The organism is Streptomyces sp. NPDC088794, assembly GCF_044750545.1.
Taxonomy (GTDB): Bacteria; Actinomycetota; Actinomycetes; order Streptomycetales; family Streptomycetaceae; genus Streptomyces.
Window position 1 is genome coordinate 328769 of the sequence record NZ_JBIVKB010000005.1, and the last position, 19708, is coordinate 348476.

Sequence of the window (19708 nt, forward strand, 5' to 3'; positions counted from 1 at the left end):
CGTGCAGGACGACATTGTCGTCGACCCTGTCGCCCACAATCGGGCGGCCTGGGACAAGGCTGTCCAGGACGGCAACGAGTGGTCGAGGCCGGTGAGTACTGAGGATGTCGAGCGCGCCCGCACGGGCGACTGGTCGATCGTTCTCGTCGGGCATGAGCCGGTAGACCGCTCCTGGCTGCCGACGGACCTGACCGGCAAGGACGTGTTGTGCCTGGCCTCCGGCGGTGGCCAGCAGGGTCCGATCCTCGCCGCCGCGGGCGCGCGGGTCACCGTGTTCGACAACTCACCCCGCCAACTCGGCCAGGACCGGATGGTGGCGGCGCGCGACAACCTCGAACTGCGCACCGTCCTGGGCGACATGAGCGACCTCGGCGCCTTCGGCGACGCGGCGTTCGACGTCGTGTTCCATCCGGTATCCAACCTGTTCGTACCGGACCTGGCACCGGTGTGGCGTGAGTGCTTCCGCGTCCTGCGACCGGGCGGAACTCTGCTCGCGGGCTTCCTCAACCCCGATGTGTACCTGTTCGACCACGAGGCGCTCGACGAACGCGGCGAGCTGATCGTCGTGCACAAACTGCCCTACAGCGATGTGACGCAGTACTCCGCGGAAGAACGCGCCACGAAGTTCGGCGCGGACGCCCCTCTCGAATACAGCCACACCCTCACCGGCCAGATCGGCGGGCAACTCGCCGCGGGGTTCGTCCTCACCGGCTTCGCGGAAGCACCGCACCAGTCCGACGCGTCGGCTCAATACCTGTCGCATTATTTTGCGACGCTGGCGGTCAAGCCGGGCTGACCCGACCGTGGGGCCGGCCGGGACGACCGTCCGGACCCCACCTACGGGACCCCCACCTCGAACAGCACGTATCCGGCGTACGACCCCGACGCGACGGCCGCGATGCCGAGCAGCAGGCACAGCGTGGGCAGGCCGAGAGTACGGAGTTTGATCGCCAGGGGAATGAAGAGGGGGAAACACGGGAGTAGATAGCGGGAGACGTTCCCGAATATCTGCCGGCTGCCCAGGACCAGGGCGATGGTGAGCACCGTGTGGACGATCAGGACGGCCGGCGGGCGCAGCCGGATCAGGAGGGGGAGCAGGAGCACGGTCAGCAGGACGACGGCCACGCCGATGACGTCCTCGAGGGGATACGCGAACAGGTAGTCGAAATGGCCGGTCGCGATGGAGCCGAACACGTCGACGGTGTGCTCGCCGTAGTCGAAGGTGTGCGCCCAGGCGCCGGTCTGGAGCTTGAAGTAGCCGCCCAGATCGCCCATTCGGTCGCCGACCCAGAGCAGGTAGCCGAGCAGCCCGAGCGGTGCGATCGCCATCGCGATCCACGGGCCCGTGAGGTTCTCCCGACTGCGGTGCAGCGTCCGCAGCGCGGCGACGGTGAGGGCGGCGATGAGCGCGACCGCGGTGGGGCGGCCCAGTCCCGCGGCGAAGGTGAGGACGCCCGCGGTGAGCCAGCGGTCGGTCATGATGGCGTGGCAGGCCCAGACGGCAAGGGCGATGTAGAGGGAGTCCGAGTAGGCCGACCACTCGGTGCCGGAGCCGGGCCACACAGCCCACAGTCCGGCCGCGGCCAGCCCGGCCCGCCGGCCGCCGAACCGCGCGGTGACGGCGTAGATGCCGAGCGCGGCGGCGAACGAGGCGACGACCGAGACCAGCAGGCCGGAGCCGTACAGACCCAGGCCCGTGCAGTCGGAGACCAGTCGCATCGTCGCCGGATAGAGCGGGAAGAAGGCCGCCGAGTTGCCTTCGAGGGTGATCAGTCCGGTCGCGCCGGGGATCCGGACGAGCGCGGGGTGGTAGCCGTGCGCGGCGATCTGCTGGTACCACCAGCCGTCCCAGGTGGCCAGTACGTCCCAGACGTGGGCGCCGCCGCCGAAGCGCGGGTCCTTCGTCCGGAAGCCGCCGTCGGAGTCCAGGAGGTACATGAAGACGGCGAAGCCGATCAGCTTCAGCACGCCGTACAGCGCGAGCACGGGGCCGTAGTACCTGATCGTGTGGCGTAGACAGGCGCGGATGTCCTTGTAGGGAACGGCAGTCGAGGCTTCGCGCGCGCCTTCCGTGGCGGGCGGGGTCAAGGTCGTCGTGTCGCTCACTTCGCGGTCTCCTCCGCCTCGCGGCGGCGCCTGGCGGGGAACACCCAGGCCCGGAAGAGCAGGAAACGTACGAGAGTCGCGGCGAGGTTGGCGGCGACCAGGACCCCGATCTCCGTGCTGCGCGCTGGAGTTGACACCGTGCGGTGCAGGAGCGTCAGTGCACCGCTGGTGAGGGCCAGACCGACCGTGAAGACCACGAGGCCCTGGGCCTGGTGACGCAGTGCGCCGCCGCGGCCGCGCAGACCGAAGGTGAGGCGGCGGTTCGCGGCGGTGTTGGCGAGGGCGCAGACCAGCAGGGCCAGCGCGTTGGCGGCCTGTCCGCCCGTCTGCGGGCGCAACGCCAGGTACAGCAGGACGTATCCGGCGGAGCTCACCGTGCCCACGGCGGCGAAGCGCAGCAGTTGGCCTGCCAGACCGCCCGAAGATGAACCGTCCGTGCCTCGGCGCAGTGCCGCCGTCGGGAGCGTGCCGCGCGCCAACTCCCTTCCTATGCGGGCGATTCCGCGCAGGTCGGCCAGTGCCGTGGACAGGATGTCGACCCGGCTGTCGGGGTCGTCCACCCAGTCGACCGGCACCTCGTGGATGCGCAGTCCGGCCCGTTCGGCGATCACCAGCAGTTCGGTGTCGAAGAACCACCCCGAGTCCTTCACCAGGGGCAGCAGCCGCTCGGCGACATCACGCCGTACCGCCTTGAAACCGCACTGCGCGTCGGAGAAGCCGACGGCGAGCGTGGAGCGCAACAGGGCGTTGTAGCAACGGGAGATGGCCTCCCGCTTGGGGCCGCGCACCACCCGGGAGCCACGGGCCAGCCGGGTGCCGATCGCGATGTCGGAGTGGCCGGAGATCAGCGGGGCGACCAGCGGGAGGAGCGCGGCGAGGTCGGTCGACAGGTCCACGTCGACGTAGGCGAGCACCGGTGCCCGCGACCCGGACCAGGCCGCGTGCAGCGCCCGGCCCCGGCCCTTCTCGTCGAGCCGCAGCCACTCCAACTCGGCCAGTTCGGCGGCCAGTCGGGCCGCGATGCGCGGGGTCTCGTCGGTGCTGGCGTTGTCCGCGACGGTGATGCGGAACGGGTACGGGAACGTCTCGCGCAGGTGTGCGTGCAGCCGTCGTACGCTCCGCTCCAGGTCCTTCTGCTCGTTGAACACGGGGACGACCACGTCGAGGACGGGTTCGCGGTGGTGGGCCGACACCGGTGTGCGGAACGGCAGTTGACTCATCCGGCTCATCCCGCTCGGCCGGCTCATCGGGCTCGTCCGGCGTATCTGGCTCGTCACTGTTGTCACGTTCTGTCCATGTCTGTGGGCTGTCGCGGGGCATGCCGATATCGCCTGAGGGCGGTGCCGCGGTCAGGGAATGCGGGTGGGGGGCTGGTGGTGGGGTGGGGGCGGGACGGGTTACCCGGAGCCCGCCGTGCCCACGCTCGCGGACGTCTCCGTCGCCGGCGGTGTCGTGATCGAACCCGTCGCGGAGTTCCGACCCGTGGGCGCGCCGGTCGTCTCCGAGCCGGACGGCGGCGCCGCCGAGTCGGTCACGGGCGGGTCCGAGGACCCGCTGCTCGAACTCCCGGTCGGGGTCGAGGTCGGGGTGCTGGACGACCCGACGGACGACCCGATGGTGTCTGTCGGTGTCGGGCTGGTGGTCGTGCTCGGGGACGAGTCCGGTGTCAGGGTCGGGCCGGGGGTCGGGAGCGTCGGGCTCACGGCGGGTCGGGGCAGGGGGGACTGCGGCCTGTCGTCCACCCGCGCATGGGGTACCAGGAAGAAGCCGAGGCCGATTCCTGCGACGGCCAGGACGGAGCCGACGGCCCGGCGCGCCGCGCGCACCCGGCGCCGGGCCTGCACACCGGACCGCAGACGGATCTGGTGCCTGGGCTCGAAGGGGGTCGTTTCCTGGGCGTCGCGCATCATCCGCGCGAGCTCCCGCTCGAAGTGGTCCATCAACGCCCCCTCATCCCACTGTCTCGATGACATCGCCGAGGATCCGGCGCAGCCGCGCCACGCCCCGTGACGCATGGGACCGGGCGGTGCCGACCGGACACCCCAGCACTTCGGCGACCTGCTTGTCGGGCAGGTCCTGGTAGTAGCGCAGGACCACGGCGGCCCGCTGTGCCGGCGACAGCTGGGCCAGTGCCGCCTCCAGCCGTGAGCGCTCCACGACGGCCGCGGACACGTCGTCCACCTGCGCGAGGTCGGGCAGCTGCTCGACCGGGCGCTCACCCCACCAGCGCCGCCGCGCCGATCGGGCCGCCGCCCGCGCCAGGATCTTGCGGACGTACGGCTCCGGTGCCTCCTCGCCGACCTTCGGCCAGGCGAACCAGAGCTTGACCATGGCCTCCTGGAGCAGGTCCTCGGCCCGGTGCCGATCGCCTCCCGTGAGCAGACAGGCCAGATGGAACAGCGTCGACCAGCGCGCTGCCACGAAGCCGTCGAACCCCTCGGCCCGACTCTGTTCCATCCGTACCGTCCACCGTCCCCGTGCGGGCAAAGCCCCTTACACAGAGAGAAAGGCTCTGTACCCCGCACCGCGCTGCACTTCAGGGCTGTGATCCGGGTTACATCCGCGCGCCGGGAGGTCGGTCTGTGTCGTTCAGTATTTGCGTATTTCTAGCAAGAAACTTGCAGTGACTTGCGCGGCACATTCTTTACTTCGTCGGAATCTAGCGGGGTGGATGAGGTCTCAGTACGGTACGGGCGCCGGTCTCCCCCCACTCCGTGAAGGAGCCCCACATGCTGACGATCCCCAGACCCCGGCGACTGGCGGCGGTCGTCGCCGCCGTCACCGCGGTCGGCGCGATGTGCGTGTCCGTTCCACCGGCCGTCGCCACACCGGCCGTGTCCGCTGCCGCACCGACCGCGGCCGTGGGCGCGACCACGCCGTTCAAGATCTACGAGGCCGAGGCGGGAACGCCGGCCGGGGGCGCGGCCGTCCGGTCGCTGACCTCGGCGCCGACGACCCAGTACTCGAGCTTTGTCCTGGAGGCCTCGGGCCATTCCTATGTCCACCTGGCCGACACGGGCCAGTCGGTGCAGTGGACGAACACCACCGGGCAGCCGATCTCCTTCCTCAACGTCCGCGCGAGCCTCCCGGATTCGGCGTCCGGCGGCGGCATCACCGGAACGCTGAACCTGTACGTCAACGGGGTGTTCCGGCAGGCCCTGAACCTCAACTCCAAGCAGAGCTGGGTGTACGAGGGCAACGGCAACTACAACACGAGCGACAACCAGAACCCGGCCGACGGCGACCCGAGGGTCTTCTGGGACGAGTCGCACACCTTCGTCACCGGCGCCCCGATCCCTGCCGGTGCCACGTTCTCGCTGCGCAAGGACGCCGCCAACAGCGCGTCCTTCTACGACGTGGACTCCGTCGACGTGGAGAACCCGCCGGCGCCGCAGCCACAGCCCGCGAACTCGATCTCGATCACGAGCTGCGGCGCGGTGGCGTCCAGCGCCCCGACCAACGGCGCGGCCGACAGCCAGTCGGTGGACAGCCGGGCCGCCATCCAGACCTGCATCGACCAGGCCGAGGCGCAGGGCAAGACCCTGTGGATCCCGCAGGGCACCTTCTATGTGAAGGGCACCGCGGGACTGACCGCGCAGGGCATCACCATCGCGGGCGCGGGGCTCTGGTACAGCACGGTCTACCGTGACGTCCCGGTCCCCAACAGCACACCGCTGGCAGACCTGTTCGACCTGACGTCCTGCACGGTGCGTGACTTCCACATCGACGCCAACGCCGTCAGCCGCAGCACCATCGGCGGGGACGGCGGCGCGATGGACACCACCGGCACCGACTGGCTGGCCGAGGGTATCTGGACCCAGCACACCATGTCCGGCTTCTGGGCCTCCGGTACCGGCGGGACGGTGAAGAACAGCAGGCTGACCTCGATCTGGGCGGACGGGATCAACGTCAACAACGTGTCGCTGAACGCGGACACCGGCAACGACCTGACGGTCACGAACAACTTCGTCCGCGGCACCGGGGACGACGCGATCGCCATCAACTCGGTGAACTACAACACCAACGGCGACGGTTCCCAGACCTTCTACCACCCGATGGCCGATGTCACCGTCAGTGACAACACCTCGATCGCACCCTGGGGCGGCAAGGGCGTCGGGATCTACGGCGGCAGCGGCCACCAGGTCAGCAACAACTACATCAGCGACACGGCCCGCTACATCGGCCTGGGCGCCGGGCGCTTCGGGGTCAACGGCAGCGACCTGCTGTCCGCGACCGTGACCGGCAACACCGTGGTCCGCTCCGGCGGCAACGCCTACAGCCAGGGCCAACCCGCCCTGCACATCGGCAACGGCGGCGACGGACAGAACACCGGGATCGTCGACCAGGTCACGGTGACCGGCAACACCGTCACCGACTCCCTCTACGACGGGATCGCCTTCTCCACCTCGACCAACACGCTGCTCCAGGACAACACCGTCAACAACCCGGGCCGCAACGGCATCGCGATCTCACCGTCGTTCTACCCGGCGCCCACTGGTTCCGCGACGATCACCGGCAACACGGTCACCGGGCTCACCGCCGGCTCCTCGGCCTTCGTCAACAACTCCACCGGATTCACGGCCACGTTGAGTGACAACCACTGGCCGCCGCCGGCTCCGGAAGCCCCGTACGGCGGCACCCCGGCCGCCGTGCCCGGCACGGTGCAGGCAGAGAACTACGACACCGGCGGCCAGGGGGTCGCGTACAACGTCACCTCCGTCAACGGCAACGCCAACTCCTACCGCGCCGACGGCATCGACCTGGACAACTCCTCGGACACCGGCGGCGGTTACAACCTGGGCTGGACCGGCGCAGGACAGTGGTTCCGCTACACCGTCGACGTCGCCACGGCCGGCACCTACACCGTCGACCTGCGCGTCGCCGCCCCGGTCGCCGCGCCCGGAGCACTGCACCTGTCGGACGCCTCCGGTACGAACCTCAGCGGCGCCGTCGACCTGCCCGCCACCGGCGACTGGCAGACCTGGGGCACCGCGACGACCCACGTGACCCTGCCCGCCGGCCGGCAGATCCTGACGGTCCATCAGGACACCGGCGGCTGGAACATCAACTACCTGAACTTCACCGGGGGTTCCGACATCCCGGCCACCAATCTCGCCGCGGGCAAGCCCACCAGTGAGTCCAGCCACACCGACGTCTACCCGTCGTCGAACGTGACGGACGGCAACCAAGGGTCCTACTGGGAGAGCGCCCACCACAGGTTGCCGCAGTGGGTCCAGGTCGATCTCGGCGCGGCCCGCAGCGCCTCGCGCGTGGTGCTGCAACTGCCCGCCGGCTGGGGCGCCCGCAGTCAGACCCTCACGCTCGGCGGCAGCACGGACGGCACCACCTTCACCACCCTGAAGTCCTCGGCCGCCCACACCTTCGACCCGCGCACCAGGAACACCGTCACGCTCACCTTCCCCGCCACCACCCAGCGCTACTACCGCGTCACCGTCACGGCCAACAGCGGTTGGCCCGCGGGTCAGGTCTCCGAGTTCCAGATCTGGGCCGTCTGACCCCACGCTCCCCACGGTGCCGCCGGACGCTCCGTCCGGCGGCACCGTCATGTGTGCGGGCGCCTTAGATCTTGCGGGCTTCATTTTTATTTGTTGCAGAGTTCTGTCTTGTTATTGCGTGATCATGCCAACGATATTACGGTCCCCCATGCATCGTCACCAACCCCCTGTCTCCCCTCCCTCCCTGGCGGCGCTAGCGGGACGGTTCCGGCATTTGGTTACGTAAGGAGTGGCACGTGTTCCATTCCATCCGAGATCTGAGACGCGTCCTCGTCTGGGCGGTGAGCACCGTGATGCTGGCCGCCGTCGGCGTCGTCGTGCTGGCCGTCCAGCCCGCCGTGGCGGCGTCCACCGCCACCGGCGGCAGCGGCGCGAGCCTGCCCTACGTCGAGGTGCAGGCGGAGAACTCCGACACCAACGGCACGAACATCGGCCCGAGTTACACCGCGGGCCAGTTGGCCGACGAGGCGTCGTACCGCAAGGCGACGACCCTCCAGGGCACCGGCAAGTACGTCACGTTCACCACGCCGGTGGCGACCAACTCGATCAACTTCCGCTACAGCATCCCCGACACCTCGAACGGCTCGGTCTACACCGCGGCCCTGTCGCTCTACATCAACAACGTCAAGCAGCCCGACTTCACCCTGACCAACGCCTACAGCTGGTACTACGGCAGCTACCCCTTCACCAACACGCCGGGCAGCAACCCGCACCACTTCTACGACGAGGCCCACCGCCTCTTCTCCACCACGTATCCGGCGGGTACGACCTTCAAGTTCCAGGTCGACGCGGGCGACACCGCCTCCTCGTACACGATCGACTTCGCCGACTTCGAGCAGGTCGGCGCCGCCCTGGCCGCGCCCTCGGGTGCGGTGTCGGTGACCAGCAAGGGCGCCGACCCCACCGGTGTGGCCGACGCGACCAGCGCGTTCAACGCCGCGATCAGCTCGGCCGGACCCGGCGGCACCGTGTGGATCCCGCCGGGCACCTTCAACATCCCCGGCCACATCAGCGTCAACAACGTCACGATCGCCGGCGCCGGCATGTGGTACTCGACCGTCATCGGCACGGCCCCCGGCTTCTACGGCAACTCCGCGCCCAACGCGAGCACCGGTGTGCGCCTGCAGAACTTCGCGATCTTCGGCAATGTGCAGGAACGCGACGACAGCGCCCAGGTCAACGGCATCGGCGGCGCGATGAGCGATTCCACCGTCGCCAACTTGTGGATCGCCCACATGAAGGTCGGCGCCTGGATGGACGGGCCGATGGACGGTCTGACGCTCACCGGCCTGCGCATCCGGGACACCACCGCCGACGGCATCAACTTCCACGGCGGCGTCACCAACTCGAAGGTGACCAACAGCGACATCCGCAACACCGGCGACGACGGCATCGCCACCTGGGCGGACGCCGCCATCGGCGCCGACGCCAACGACACGATCTCCAACAACACCGTGTCGCTACAGATCCTCGCCAACGCCATCGCGATCTACGGCGGCCACGACAACACCGTCAGCGGCAACCGCGTGGTGGACACCGGCCTCGCCCAGGGCGGCGGCATCCACGTGGGGCAGCGCTTCACGTCGACACCGGTCGGCCTCACCACGATCTCCGACAACACCATGATCCGGGCCGGCAGCCTCGACCCCAACTGGCAGTTCGGGGTAGGGGCGTTGTGGTTCGACGGCAGCCAGGGGGCCATCAACGGCCCCATCAATGTGACCAACGCACTGATCCAGCAGAGCCCGTACGAAGCCGTCCAGTGGGTCGAAGGCACCATCAGCGGCGTCAACCTCAACAACGTCACCATCGCCGGCACCGGCACCTTCGCCCTCCAGGAACAGACCGGCGGCGCCGCCAAGTTCACCAACGTCACAGCCACCGGCGTCGGTTACTCCTCCCCGGTCTACAACTGCTCGGGCGGCAACTTCGTCGTCACCGACGGCGGCGGCAACTCCGGCATCAGCGGCACGCCGTACTGCGGCGGCTGGCCGGCCCCGGTCTTCCCGCCCTACCCGCCCGAAGGCGTGACGGCGACTCCCGGCGCGCTCAACTTCGGTTCGGTGGCGACCGGTTCGACGAGCGCCGCGCAGACCGTGACGGTCTCCAACCCGACCAACACGGCCGCGTCCGTCTCGTCGATCTCCGCCGGCGGCGACTACTCCCAGACCAACACCTGCGGTTCGTCGATCCCGGCGAACGGCTCGTGCACCGTCAGCGTGAGGTTCGCGCCGACGGCGACCGGCAGCCGTAACGGCACGCTGACCGTCACCGCGGGCGGCACCACCAACACGGTCAGCCTCTCCGGCACCGGCACCGCGCCGGGCCCGGTGCTGAACACCGACCCGGCGAGCCTGTCCTTCCCCGCCACGGTGGTCGGCTCGTCCGCCACCGCGCAGACGGTGACGGTGACCAACTCGGGCACCGCGTCGGCGACCGTCTCGGCCGTCGCCGCGACCGGTGACTTCAGCCAGACCAACAACTGCTCCACCCTCGCGGTCGGCGCGTCCTGCACGGTGACCGTCGGCTTCAAGCCCACCACGGGCGGCACCCGCAACGGCAACCTGACCGTCACCAGCAACGCCAACAACAGTCCGACCACCGTTTCCCTGACCGGCAGCGGCATCGACAGCACCACCAACATCGCCGCCGGGCGCCCGGCGACGGCGAGTTCGGGCAACAGCCCGTACGTCGCGTCCAACCTCACCGACCCGGACGCCTCGACGTACTGGGAGGGCACCAACGGTGCGTTCCCGCAGTGGGCCCAGGTCGACCTCGGCCAGAACCACAGCGTCGGCAAGGTCGTGCTCAAACTCCCGCCGGCGACCGCGTGGTCGGCCCGCACCGAGACCCTGTCGGTACAGGGATCCACGGACGGCTCCAGCTTCTCCACGATCAAGGCCTCGGCCGGGTACACCTTCGACCCGAACGCCAACAACAACACCGCGACCATCACGTTCAGCGCCGCCACGGCGAGATACGTACGGGTGAACATCACCGCCAACACGGGCTGGAACGCTGCCCAGTTGTCGGACTTCGAGGTGTTCCCCAGCGGCGGCGGCTCCTCGCCGGCGACCCTGTCGGCCGACCCGACGTCACTGTCGTATCCCACCCAGGCGCTCAACACCGACAGCAGCGCGCGGACGGTGACGGTGACCAACACCGGTACCGCCGCCGCGACCGTCTCCGGCGTCACCGTCACGGGCGACTTCGCGCAGACCAACAACTGCGGTACGTCGATCGCGGCGGGCGCCTCCTGCACGGTGAACGTCACGTTCAGGCCCACCGCGTCCGGCACCCGCACCGGTGATCTCAGCATCGCCAGCAACGCGTCCAACGGCACAACCACCGTCGGGCTCACGGGCGTCGGGGCCGGCACGGTGAGCCGGAACCTGGCGGCCGGCGCGGCCACCACCGAGTCCAGCCACACCTCCGTCTACCCGTCCTCGAACGTGACGGACGGCAACCAGGGCACCTACTGGGAGAGCGCCAACAACGCCTTCCCGCAGTGGGTCCAGGTGGACCTCGGCTCCGCGCAGAGCGCGAGCCGCGTGGTCCTCCAACTCCCCGCGACCTGGGGCGCCCGCAACCAGACGCTGTCCGTGTCGGGCAGCACCGACGGCTCTTCCTTCAACACCCTCAAGTCGTCGGCGACGTACACCTTCGACCCCACCACCAACAACACGGTCACCATCACCTTCACCGCGACCACCCAGCGATACGTCCGGGTGAACATCACGGCGAACAACGGCTGGCCGGCCGGTCAGATCTCCGAGTTCCAGGTCTGGAACACCTGACCTGCCCCTGAAGGTGCCGCCGAGCGCGAACGTGAGCGCGCTCGGCGGCACCGACCACCGAAAGGAGTCGAGATGGGTGTCACACGCAGAGTCTTCCTGAGGGCCGCGGTCGCGGCCGGCGCGGTGGGAAGCGTGGGAGCGACCGGGACCGCACTCGCCCCGAGCGCGTCGGCGGCCAGTCCGCCGGGCGACGTGGTCGGCAAGATCACCGTCGGCTACCAGGGCTGGTTCGCCTGCATCGGCGACGGCGCGCCCATCAACGGCTGGTGGCACTGGACCCAGAACTGGGGCCAGCCGCCGTCCCCGACCAACACCGGCATCAGCTGCTGGCCCGACGTGCGCGAGTACACCAACACCTACCAGACGTCGTACGCGGCCCTGGGCAACGGCCAGCCCGCCAGACTCTTCTCGTCCTACGACCAGCAGACCGTGAACACCCACTTCCTGTGGATGCAGCAGAACAACATCGACACGGCAGCCCTGCAACGCTTCAACCCCACCGGCGGCGAGGGCCCCACCCGCGACGCCATGGCGACCAAGGTGCGCAGCGCGGCCGAGTCGTACGGCCGGAAGTTCTACATCATGTACGACGTCTCCAACTGGACGAACATGCAGTCCGAGATCAAGACGGACTGGACGAACAAGATGTCCGCCCACACGGCGAGTTCGGCGTACGCGAAGCAGAACGGCAAGCCGGTCGTCTGCATCTGGGGCTTCGGCTTCAACGACCCCAACCACCCCTTCACCCCCACCGCCTGCCTCGACGTCGTCAACTGGTTCAAGAGCCAAGGGTGTTACGTCATCGGAGGCGTCCCGCGCGAATGGCGGACCGGGACCGGCGGCTCGCAGCCCGGCTTCCTGGGCGTCTACCACGCGTTCAACATGATCTCGCCGTGGATGGTCGGCGCCATCGGCAATGTGGGCGAGGCCGACAACGCGTACAACACCTACACCGTCCCCGACCAGGCCGACTGCAACGCCAACGGCATCGACTTCCAGCCCTGCGTCCTGCCCGGTGACGTCTCCGGCCGGCAGCGCGCGCACGGCGACTTCATGTGGCGGCAGTTCTACAACATGGTGCGGGCCGGGGTGCAGGGCATCTACATCTCGATGTTCGACGAGTACAACGAGGGCAACCAGATCGCCAAGACCGCCGAGACCCAGGCGTGGGTGCCCACCAACTCCGGCTTCCTCGCCCTCGACGAGGACGGCACCGCCTGCTCGTCCGACTACTACCTGCGCTTGACCGGCGACGGCGGCCGCATGCTCAAGGGCCAGATCGCGCTGACCGCGACGCGCCCCACGCAGCCGGTCGTTCCGGGCGGCGGCGACACCACACCACCCGCCGCGCCGGGTGCCCTGACGGCCACCGGACACACCAGCAACTCGGCCTCGCTGTCCTGGAACCCGTCGACGGACAACGTCGGCGTGACCGGTTACCGGATCCGTCAGGTGTCCGGCTCGACCAGCACCCAGGTGGGCACGAGCGGCTCAACCACCTTCACCGTCACCGGACTTGGCGCGTCGACCGCGTACACCTTCGACGTCGTGGCCGTCGACGCGGCGGGAAACGTGTCGCAACCCTCCAACCGGGCGACCGTCACCACCGACCCCCCGTCCAGCACCACCAACCTCGCCCTCCACCGCCCCACTTCGGAGAGCAGCCACACCCAGGTCTACGGCTCGGGCAACGCGACCGACGGCGACACCAACACCTACTGGGAGTCCGCGAACAACGCCTTCCCGCAGTGGATCCAGGTCGACCTGGGCGCCGCCACCGGCATCAAACGGATCGTCCTCACCCTCCCGCCGGCCACCGCCTGGTCCACCCGCACCCAGACCATCTCGGTCCAGGGCGGCACGGACGCCGGCACCTCCACCCAACTCCTCGCGCCGGCGACGTACACCTTCAACCCGGCAACGGGTAACACCGCGACCCTCACCCTCCCCGCCACGACCACCACCCGCTACGTCCGCCTCACCTTCACCGCGAACACCGGCTGGCCGGCCGGGCAGGTCTCGGAGTTCCAGGTGTTCGGCGCCTGACGGACAAGGGGCTCGGCGTGGTCGTCCTCAGCCGGGGCCCTGTCCGGTCAGTCCGCGCAGCAGCGTGTCGACCGTCCGCTCGATCCAGTCCTCCTCGATGGGTTGCCGGATGAGCAGCGCCCTGAAGTGCAGCGGCGCGACCAGCAGTTCGAGAGCGAGCTGGTGGTCGGTGTCGGCCGGCAGTTCATGGCGGTCGACGGCGCGGTCGACGATGACGCGGACGGCGTCGTAGCGGGCCTGCCAGAACTGGGCGCGGCTTTCCGTCAGTTGAGGATCGTCCTCGGCCGCGGCCAGCGCATGGGCCAGTGCGGCGCCCAGGGGGGTGTTCAGGTAGGCCGCGATCAGTCGGGCCAGTGCGACCATGTCGGCGCGGAGGCTTCCGGTGTCGGGGACCGGCAGTTGTTCCTGGCTGTAGGTCAGCAGCGCGTCGAGGATCAGGTTCTGCGGGCCGCCCCAGCGCCTCTGGATCGAGGTGGCGTGCACCCCCGACCGCCGTGCGATCTCGCTCATCGTCAGGCCGTTCGGGCCGTTCTCGGCGAGCGTCTCCAGGGTCGCCCGCAGGACATCGGCGCGGACCCGCGCGGACCGGCCGCCCGGCCGGCGGGATGCCTCTGCCTGGTCGTTCGTCTCGTTCTTGCTCACGGCATCACTCTCACGGCATCACGTTAACGCACAAATCTTGCGTTTGCGTCCGGCGGGGCGTAGCGTCCACTAATGCAGAATATCTGCGTTAGCGACTCTGTCGTGGAAGGACCAAGAGCCGCGGAAGGAACGGGAGGAGCCGTCATGCCCTACCAATGGCCGCTGGACGCATCGGAGTTGTTCGGCGAGCGGTATCCGCAAATGGTCAACACCGGACTGCCGGCGGCCGTCGTCGACACCGTGCGGGCCGCGGTCAGCGAGATGTGGGCGGACGCTCCGGGCGGCTGGGTCCATGAATGGTCGAAGCTGGCAGCGGCCTACGCCGACGCGGGATCGCACGAGCGGGCGGCGCTGGCCTACGGCTGGGCGAAGTTCCCCACCCTGGCCGACGAGAGCAGGCGCGTCGCGCTTGCCAAGCAGCTGGAGCAGTACCAACTCGCCGCTCCCGGCTTCGGGGTGCGGTTCGAGCGATACGTACTGGAACTGCCGTACCGAGGGGGCACGACCACCGTCCCGGTCCACCTGCTCGCGCCCTACGACCTTCCCGCCGACCGGCCGGTGGTGCTCGCCAGCGGAGGCGTGGACAGCTGGAAGATGGACATGCACGGGCTGATGGTCCTCCTCGCCACCCGTCTGCGCGCCCCGGTGCTGGTGTTCGACATCGCGGGAACCGGCGAATCGACGGTGCCGATGACGGGTTCCGGCGGCGCGGAATTGGTCAGCGGCCTGATCGAGCATGCTCGGTCCCTCGGCAACGGCGTGGTGGCGCACGTGGGCATCTCGATGGGCGGGTATTTCTCGGCCCGATCGGGTCTCGGCGGTGAGGTCGACGCCGCCGTGGTGCTGGGCGGTCCGGTCGAGGCGGCGTTCACCGACGCGCGCAAGGACGCCTTCGGGATGGACGGGATTGTCGGCAACGCGCTGGGCTTCGACGCACCGCCCGACCCCGAGCAAGTGGCGCTCCGCACGGCCGAGTTCTCCCTCCGTCCGCTGCTCGACCAGGACCGCAACGGCCCCATGCTGGTGGTCAACGGCGCCGACGACGTCCATGTGCCCCAGCACGACACCCTGGTGTTCCAGGGCCGCCGCGACACCGTCGTGGACCTCGTCCCCGACACCGGCCACTGCGCGGTGAGCAAACTGCCCGAAGTCTTCCCGACGATCATCGGCTGGCTGGACCGCACCTTGACCGCCACTGCGGGGACGGGCCGGTGACCTCACGTCGTGCGCCTGCCCGGAGTGCTTCCCGTGGGTGGTTCCTCAGAGCCAGTCCCGGCGCTTGAAGATGACGTACAGGCTGGTGCACACGACCGCCATCAGGACGATCGCGAAGGGGTATCCGAGCGCCCAGTGCAGCTCCGGCATGTGCCGGAAGTTCATCCCGTAGATCGTGCCGACCAGTGTCGGCGCGAACAAGATCGCCGCCCAGGAGGAGATTTTCTTGATCTCCTCGTTCTGTTCGAAGCCCGCCTCCGCCAACGCCCGCATCTCCGCGTTCTGTTGCTGGGTGACCAGGGTCGCGTTCACCGTGAGGATGTCCGAGAGGGCCTGGCGGAAGACGTCGACGCGTTCGCTGGTGTGGGTGACGTGGTCGGCCACGTCGCGCAGGTAGCGCTGGAGTTCCTCGTCGGTGTCGTACTTGGAGAAGCCGGCGATGAGGCCGTGCAGCATGCCGACCAGGGGGCGGGTGGCGCGCTGGAACTCGACCATTTCGCGGGAGAGTTCGTAGATGCGGCGGGAGACCGCCGGGTCGCCGCGGAAGACCTCCGTCTCGATCTCGTCGATGTCGTTCTGGACGCCGGAGACGACGGGCGCGTAGCCGTCGACGACCGCGTCGAGAATGGCGTAGAGGACCGCCTCGGGGCCGAGCTTCAGCAACTCCGGCGTCTCCTCCATGCGTTGGCGCACCGCCGAGAGATCGGGGGCCGCGCCGTGCCGGACCGTGATCACGAAGTCGGGGCCGACGAACACGTGCAGTTCGCCGAAGTCGACCTCCTCCAGCGCGTCCAGGTAGCGCGCTGCCCGCAGGACGACGAAGAGGGTGTCGCCGTAGCGCTCCAGCTTGGGGCGCTGGTGGGCCTCCAGCGCGTCCTCGACCGCGAGCGGGTGGAGGTCGAACTCGGCGGCGAGGGAGAGGAGTTCACCCTCCGTCGGGCGGGCCAGGCCGATCCACGCCATGCCGGACGACTGCTCCCGCAGTTCGCGGAAGGTGTCGGCGAGGGAGTCCGGGGCCGAGACGCGCACACCGTCGCGGTACAGGGCGGCCTGCACGATGCTGTCCGGCTCGGCCGGGTCCTGGGGTGCCGGTTCGGCCGACGGCGGAGACGGCTGCGCCTCGGGCGGTTGCGGCGGGGTCAGGGCCCGGCGCCAGGCCGACTTCACCGGGTTCCTGGAGGCGGGGCGGGCGCGTCGCTCGGACATACGGCTGCCTCTCGGGTCGAGCCCGCGGCTGCGGGACGCGGGACGCGGGGCCCGGGGCAGGTCGGGCCGGGACGGAGCGGGTCAGGAGGGGGCGGGTCGGTGCGGGCCGGGGCTGGTGTGATCAACGGCAGGATATACGCGACATACGGCGCTCGGGTGGCCGGCGGATCCGGATTCGGTGAGAGTTGCGGACCGTACCTGTCCGCGATCGCCGTTAGCGTGCGGGGTATGACGAAGACGACAGGGACGGCCGCGGCGACGGCTCCCGTACTCGGCATCCGTGAGCTCAACCGCGCGACCCTGGACCGGCAGCTGCTGCTGCGCCCCGCCCGGCTCGGCGCCGCCGCGGCCGTCGAGCACCTCCTCGGTCTCCAGGCCCAGAACGTCAAGCCGCCGTACTACGTGCTCGCCGCCCGCCTCGACGGGTTCGCCCCCGAGGAGCTGTCCGGGCTCATGGCCGACCGCGAGGTCGTCCGCATCGTCACCATGCGCTCGACCATCCACACCCACACCGCCGACGACTGCCTCACCCTGCGCCCGCTCGTCCAGGCGGCCCGGGAACGCGAACTCACCATGTTCCGCAAGGGACTTGTCGGCGTCGACCTCGACCGCCTCGCCGCCCTCGCGCGCGACCTCGTCGAGACCGAGCCGCGCACCCTCAAGCAGCTGCGCGAGGCGCTGCTCGTCGAGTGGCCGGACGCCGATCCGCAGGCCCTCGGCATCGCCGCCCGCTGCCGGCTCCCGCTCGTCCAGGTCACCCCGCGCGGACTGTGGGGGAGCAGCGGCCAGGTCGCCCTCACCACCGCCGAGCACTGGCTGGGCCGCCCCGCAGAACCGGCGCCCGCCCCGGACGCCACGGTGCTGCGCTACCTCGCCGCTTTCGGCCCCGCCTCCGTCAAGGACATGCAGACCTGGGCCGGCCTGACCCGGCTGCGCGAGGCCTTCGAACGCCTCCGCCCGCAGCTCGTCACCTTCCGCGACCCGAACGGCGTCGAGCTGTTCGACCTCCCCGACGCCCCGCGCCCCGACGCCGACACCCCGGCCCCGCCGCGCTTCCTCCCCGAGTTCGACAACCTGCTCCTCTCCCACGCCGACCGCACCCGCGTGGTGCCGTCCGAGTACCGGGGCCGCAGCTGGCTGGGCAACTTCGCCTACTCCACCTTCCTGGTCGACGGCTTCCTCGCCGGCGTGTGGAAGCTGACCGAGGACGCGCTCGTCGTCGAGCCCTTCGGAAAGCTGACCAAGGCCGAGCGGGCGGACGTGGTAGAGGAAGGCGCGCGGATGCTCGGCATCATGCATCCGGGGACGTCGTACGACATCCGGTTCGGGACCGTCGTAGGACAGTGAGCGTGCCTGCGCGGGCCTAGTCCGCTCTGCCCGTCACCGCCACCGTCACGCCCAGGCCGATCATCGTGAAGCCGCCCGCGCCGCCGATCATGGACAGGCGGCGGTCGGAGCGGGCGAACCAGCCGCGGGCGGCCGAGGCGGTCAGGCCCCACAGGGTGTCCGTGACCAGGCCGATCGAGATCGGGATGAGGCCCAGCACCAGCATCTGCAACGGAACGTGGCCCGCCGAGTGGTCCACGAACTGGGGGAGCACGGCGGCGAAGAACACCACGCCCTTGGGGTTGGTGATCCCGACGAGCGCGCCGTCGAGCACCGTGCGGAGGTCTCCGCGGGCCGGCTGCGTGGAGTCGGTCGCCATCGCCGATGCCCTCAGCTCCTTGCGGTGCCGGAAGGCCTGTATGCCCAGGTGGACGAGGTAGGCCGCGCCCGCCAGCTTCACCGCCAGGTACAGCGTGACCGACCGCTCCACCAGCGAGCCGATGCCCACGGCGACCGCCACCACCAGCAGATACGAGCCGAAGACGTTGCCGACCGCCGTCGCGACAGCGGTGCGGCGGCCGTGCGCCAGGGCCCGGCCGATGACGAACAGGACACTCGGCCCGGGTATCACGATCACCAGCAGCGACATCGCCGCGAAGGCCAGGAAACGGTCCGTGGACACCATGCGTATCAACTCCCTCGGCCGCATTGAAACAGGCGGAGGGCACGCTCCTCTAGGACCCTTCTGGAACCTTTCCCGAGGTGAGCCCATGGACACGGACATGGATAGGGGGCGTTGCGAGCTGCTCGTGGAAGCTCGCAACGCCCCCTGGTATTTCACCTGAGGGGTGCTCAGGAGACCTTCTGGGCTACGAGTTGACCTGCGCGGTCACCAGGCTGGAGAAGGTGGTCAGCCGGGTGTAGACACCCGGGTAACCGGCCTGCGCGCAGCCCTCGCCCCAAGAAGTGATCCCTGCCAGGACGCCCCCGATGAGCAGGGGACCGCCGCTGTCGCCCTGGCAGGTGTCTACGCCACCGGATGTGTACCCGGCGCAAACCATGTCGGTCGCGACGTAGTCGGAACCGTAGGAGGAACGGCAGCTGGAGTCGGACACGGTCGGAACCGTCGCCGTCCGCAGCTGGTTGGAGGAGCTGCCGTTCGAAGAGGTGGTGCCCCAGCCCAGGACGCGGGCCGTGGTGCCGGCCGCGTACACACCGGTCTGGGAGGAGGAGACGTAGGAGGCCGGGGTGTACGACATCGACGTCGAGAGGGTCAGGACGGCCACGTCGTCGCCGTTGGTGGCGTCCGTGTAGTCCGGGTTGATCCAGATCTTGCTGACCCGGCTGACCGTGCCGTTGGTGCCGTTCAGGTAGGTGCGGCCGCCGACGACTCTGACGCTGCTGGTGGTCTCGCCGACCATACAGTGGGCCGCGGTGACGACCTTGGTCGCCGACACCAGGGTGCCGCCGCAGAACTGGTTCTGCGAGGCGTCCGTGATCTGCATCATGAACGGGTACGTCGTCGTCGTGGTCGTCGTGCCGCCCACGATGGGCTGGGGGGCTGCCACAGCGGTGGGGGCGCTGAGCAGTGCGGTCGCCGCGGCGGCCGCGGTCGCCGCGAGCACGGCGGCGGTCTTCTTGGCGCGGTTGAGCCCGAACATGAGTCTCCTCAGTGGGGGTTGCCGGTGGGGGTTCGCGCGGGTGTGGGGGTGGTGCACGGGGGCCGCGGGACCGGCCCCCGTGTGCCCGGGCGAGCGGCACGTCCTCACGCTAGAACCCGGCACACCTCGCGCCCAATGAGGGAACCCCCTAGGGGAGTTGGGCAGGGAAAACCCTCGGTCGCCCTCAGTAAAC

The 19708-nt window shown here is 69.6% G+C and carries 14 protein-coding genes; 6 read left to right on the top strand and 8 right to left on the bottom strand.

Annotation, left to right across the window (positions count from 1 at the left end; translation table 11 throughout):
• The first annotated feature begins 1 nt into the window (after nt 1).
• Nucleotides 2–796, top strand: coding sequence for a class I SAM-dependent methyltransferase (locus ACIP6U_RS16820; protein WP_401717697.1), 795 nt, complete (start codon nt 2–4; stop codon nt 794–796).
• A 41-nt stretch (nt 797–837) separates the two neighbouring features.
• On the opposite strand, the gene ACIP6U_RS16825 is transcribed toward ACIP6U_RS16820, so the two are convergent.
• The 4 genes from ACIP6U_RS16825 to ACIP6U_RS16840 all read right to left on the bottom strand — a co-directional run bounded on the left by ACIP6U_RS16825 (nt 838) and on the right by ACIP6U_RS16840 (nt 4563).
• The gene (locus ACIP6U_RS16825; protein ID WP_401718537.1) at nt 838–2028 is read right to left on the bottom strand and encodes a hypothetical protein; all 1191 of its coding nucleotides are present in this window, start codon (nt 2026–2028) and stop codon (nt 838–840) included.
• A 74-nt stretch (nt 2029–2102) separates the two neighbouring features.
• Nucleotides 2103–3326 (bottom strand): glycosyltransferase, encoded by a 1224-nt coding sequence (locus tag ACIP6U_RS16830; protein WP_401717699.1) that lies wholly within the window; start codon nt 3324–3326, stop codon nt 2103–2105.
• Between the two features lie 177 nt (nt 3327–3503).
• Complete coding sequence (locus tag ACIP6U_RS16835; RefSeq protein WP_401717702.1) at nt 3504–4046, bottom strand: hypothetical protein; 543 nt, start codon at nt 4044–4046, stop codon at nt 3504–3506.
• Between the two features lie 10 nt (nt 4047–4056).
• Nucleotides 4057–4563, bottom strand: a complete 507-nt coding sequence (locus tag ACIP6U_RS16840) for a SigE family RNA polymerase sigma factor (protein ID WP_401717704.1) — start codon at nt 4561–4563, stop codon at nt 4057–4059.
• A gap of 272 nt (nt 4564–4835) precedes the next feature.
• On the opposite strand from ACIP6U_RS16840, the gene ACIP6U_RS16845 reads away from it, so the two are divergent.
• The 3 genes from ACIP6U_RS16845 (at nt 4836) to ACIP6U_RS16855 (ending at nt 13465) form a co-directional block, all read left to right on the top strand.
• Nucleotides 4836–7622 (top strand): carbohydrate-binding protein, encoded by a 2787-nt coding sequence (locus tag ACIP6U_RS16845; protein WP_401717707.1) that lies wholly within the window; start codon nt 4836–4838, stop codon nt 7620–7622.
• 236 nt (nt 7623–7858) lie between these two features.
• Complete coding sequence (locus ACIP6U_RS16850) at nt 7859–11419, top strand: choice-of-anchor D domain-containing protein (RefSeq protein ID WP_401717710.1); 3561 nt, start codon at nt 7859–7861, stop codon at nt 11417–11419.
• A gap of 72 nt (nt 11420–11491) precedes the next feature.
• Nucleotides 11492–13465, top strand: coding sequence for a discoidin domain-containing protein (locus ACIP6U_RS16855; RefSeq protein ID WP_401717713.1), 1974 nt, complete (start codon nt 11492–11494; stop codon nt 13463–13465).
• A 27-nt stretch (nt 13466–13492) separates the two neighbouring features.
• Here ACIP6U_RS16855 and ACIP6U_RS16860 read toward each other — a convergent pair whose 3' ends face one another.
• A complete protein-coding gene (locus ACIP6U_RS16860) occupies nt 13493–14107 on the bottom strand; it encodes a TetR-like C-terminal domain-containing protein (protein ID WP_401717716.1) in 615 nt (204 codons plus the stop codon).
• Between the two features lie 144 nt (nt 14108–14251).
• Between ACIP6U_RS16860 and ACIP6U_RS16865 the strand changes: the two genes are divergently transcribed.
• Complete coding sequence (locus tag ACIP6U_RS16865) at nt 14252–15322, top strand: alpha/beta hydrolase (RefSeq protein ID WP_401717718.1); 1071 nt, start codon at nt 14252–14254, stop codon at nt 15320–15322.
• 45 nt (nt 15323–15367) lie between these two features.
• Here the strand turns inward: ACIP6U_RS16865 and ACIP6U_RS16870 are convergent, their stop codons facing one another.
• Entirely contained in the window at nt 15368–16528 is a 1161-nt protein-coding gene (locus ACIP6U_RS16870) for a magnesium and cobalt transport protein CorA (protein ID WP_401717721.1), read from the bottom strand.
• Nucleotides 16529–16756: 228 nt separating this feature from the next.
• On the opposite strand from ACIP6U_RS16870, the gene ACIP6U_RS16875 reads away from it, so the two are divergent.
• Complete coding sequence (locus tag ACIP6U_RS16875; protein WP_401717723.1) at nt 16757–17875, top strand: winged helix DNA-binding domain-containing protein; 1119 nt, start codon at nt 16757–16759, stop codon at nt 17873–17875.
• 16 nt (nt 17876–17891) lie between these two features.
• Here ACIP6U_RS16875 and ACIP6U_RS16880 read toward each other — a convergent pair whose 3' ends face one another.
• The gene (locus ACIP6U_RS16880) at nt 17892–18539 is read right to left on the bottom strand and encodes a LysE family translocator (RefSeq protein ID WP_401717725.1); all 648 of its coding nucleotides are present in this window, start codon (nt 18537–18539) and stop codon (nt 17892–17894) included.
• Between the two features lie 184 nt (nt 18540–18723).
• A complete protein-coding gene (locus ACIP6U_RS16885; RefSeq protein WP_401717726.1) occupies nt 18724–19515 on the bottom strand; it encodes a S1 family peptidase in 792 nt (263 codons plus the stop codon).
• Nucleotides 19516–19708 lie beyond the last annotated feature (193 nt).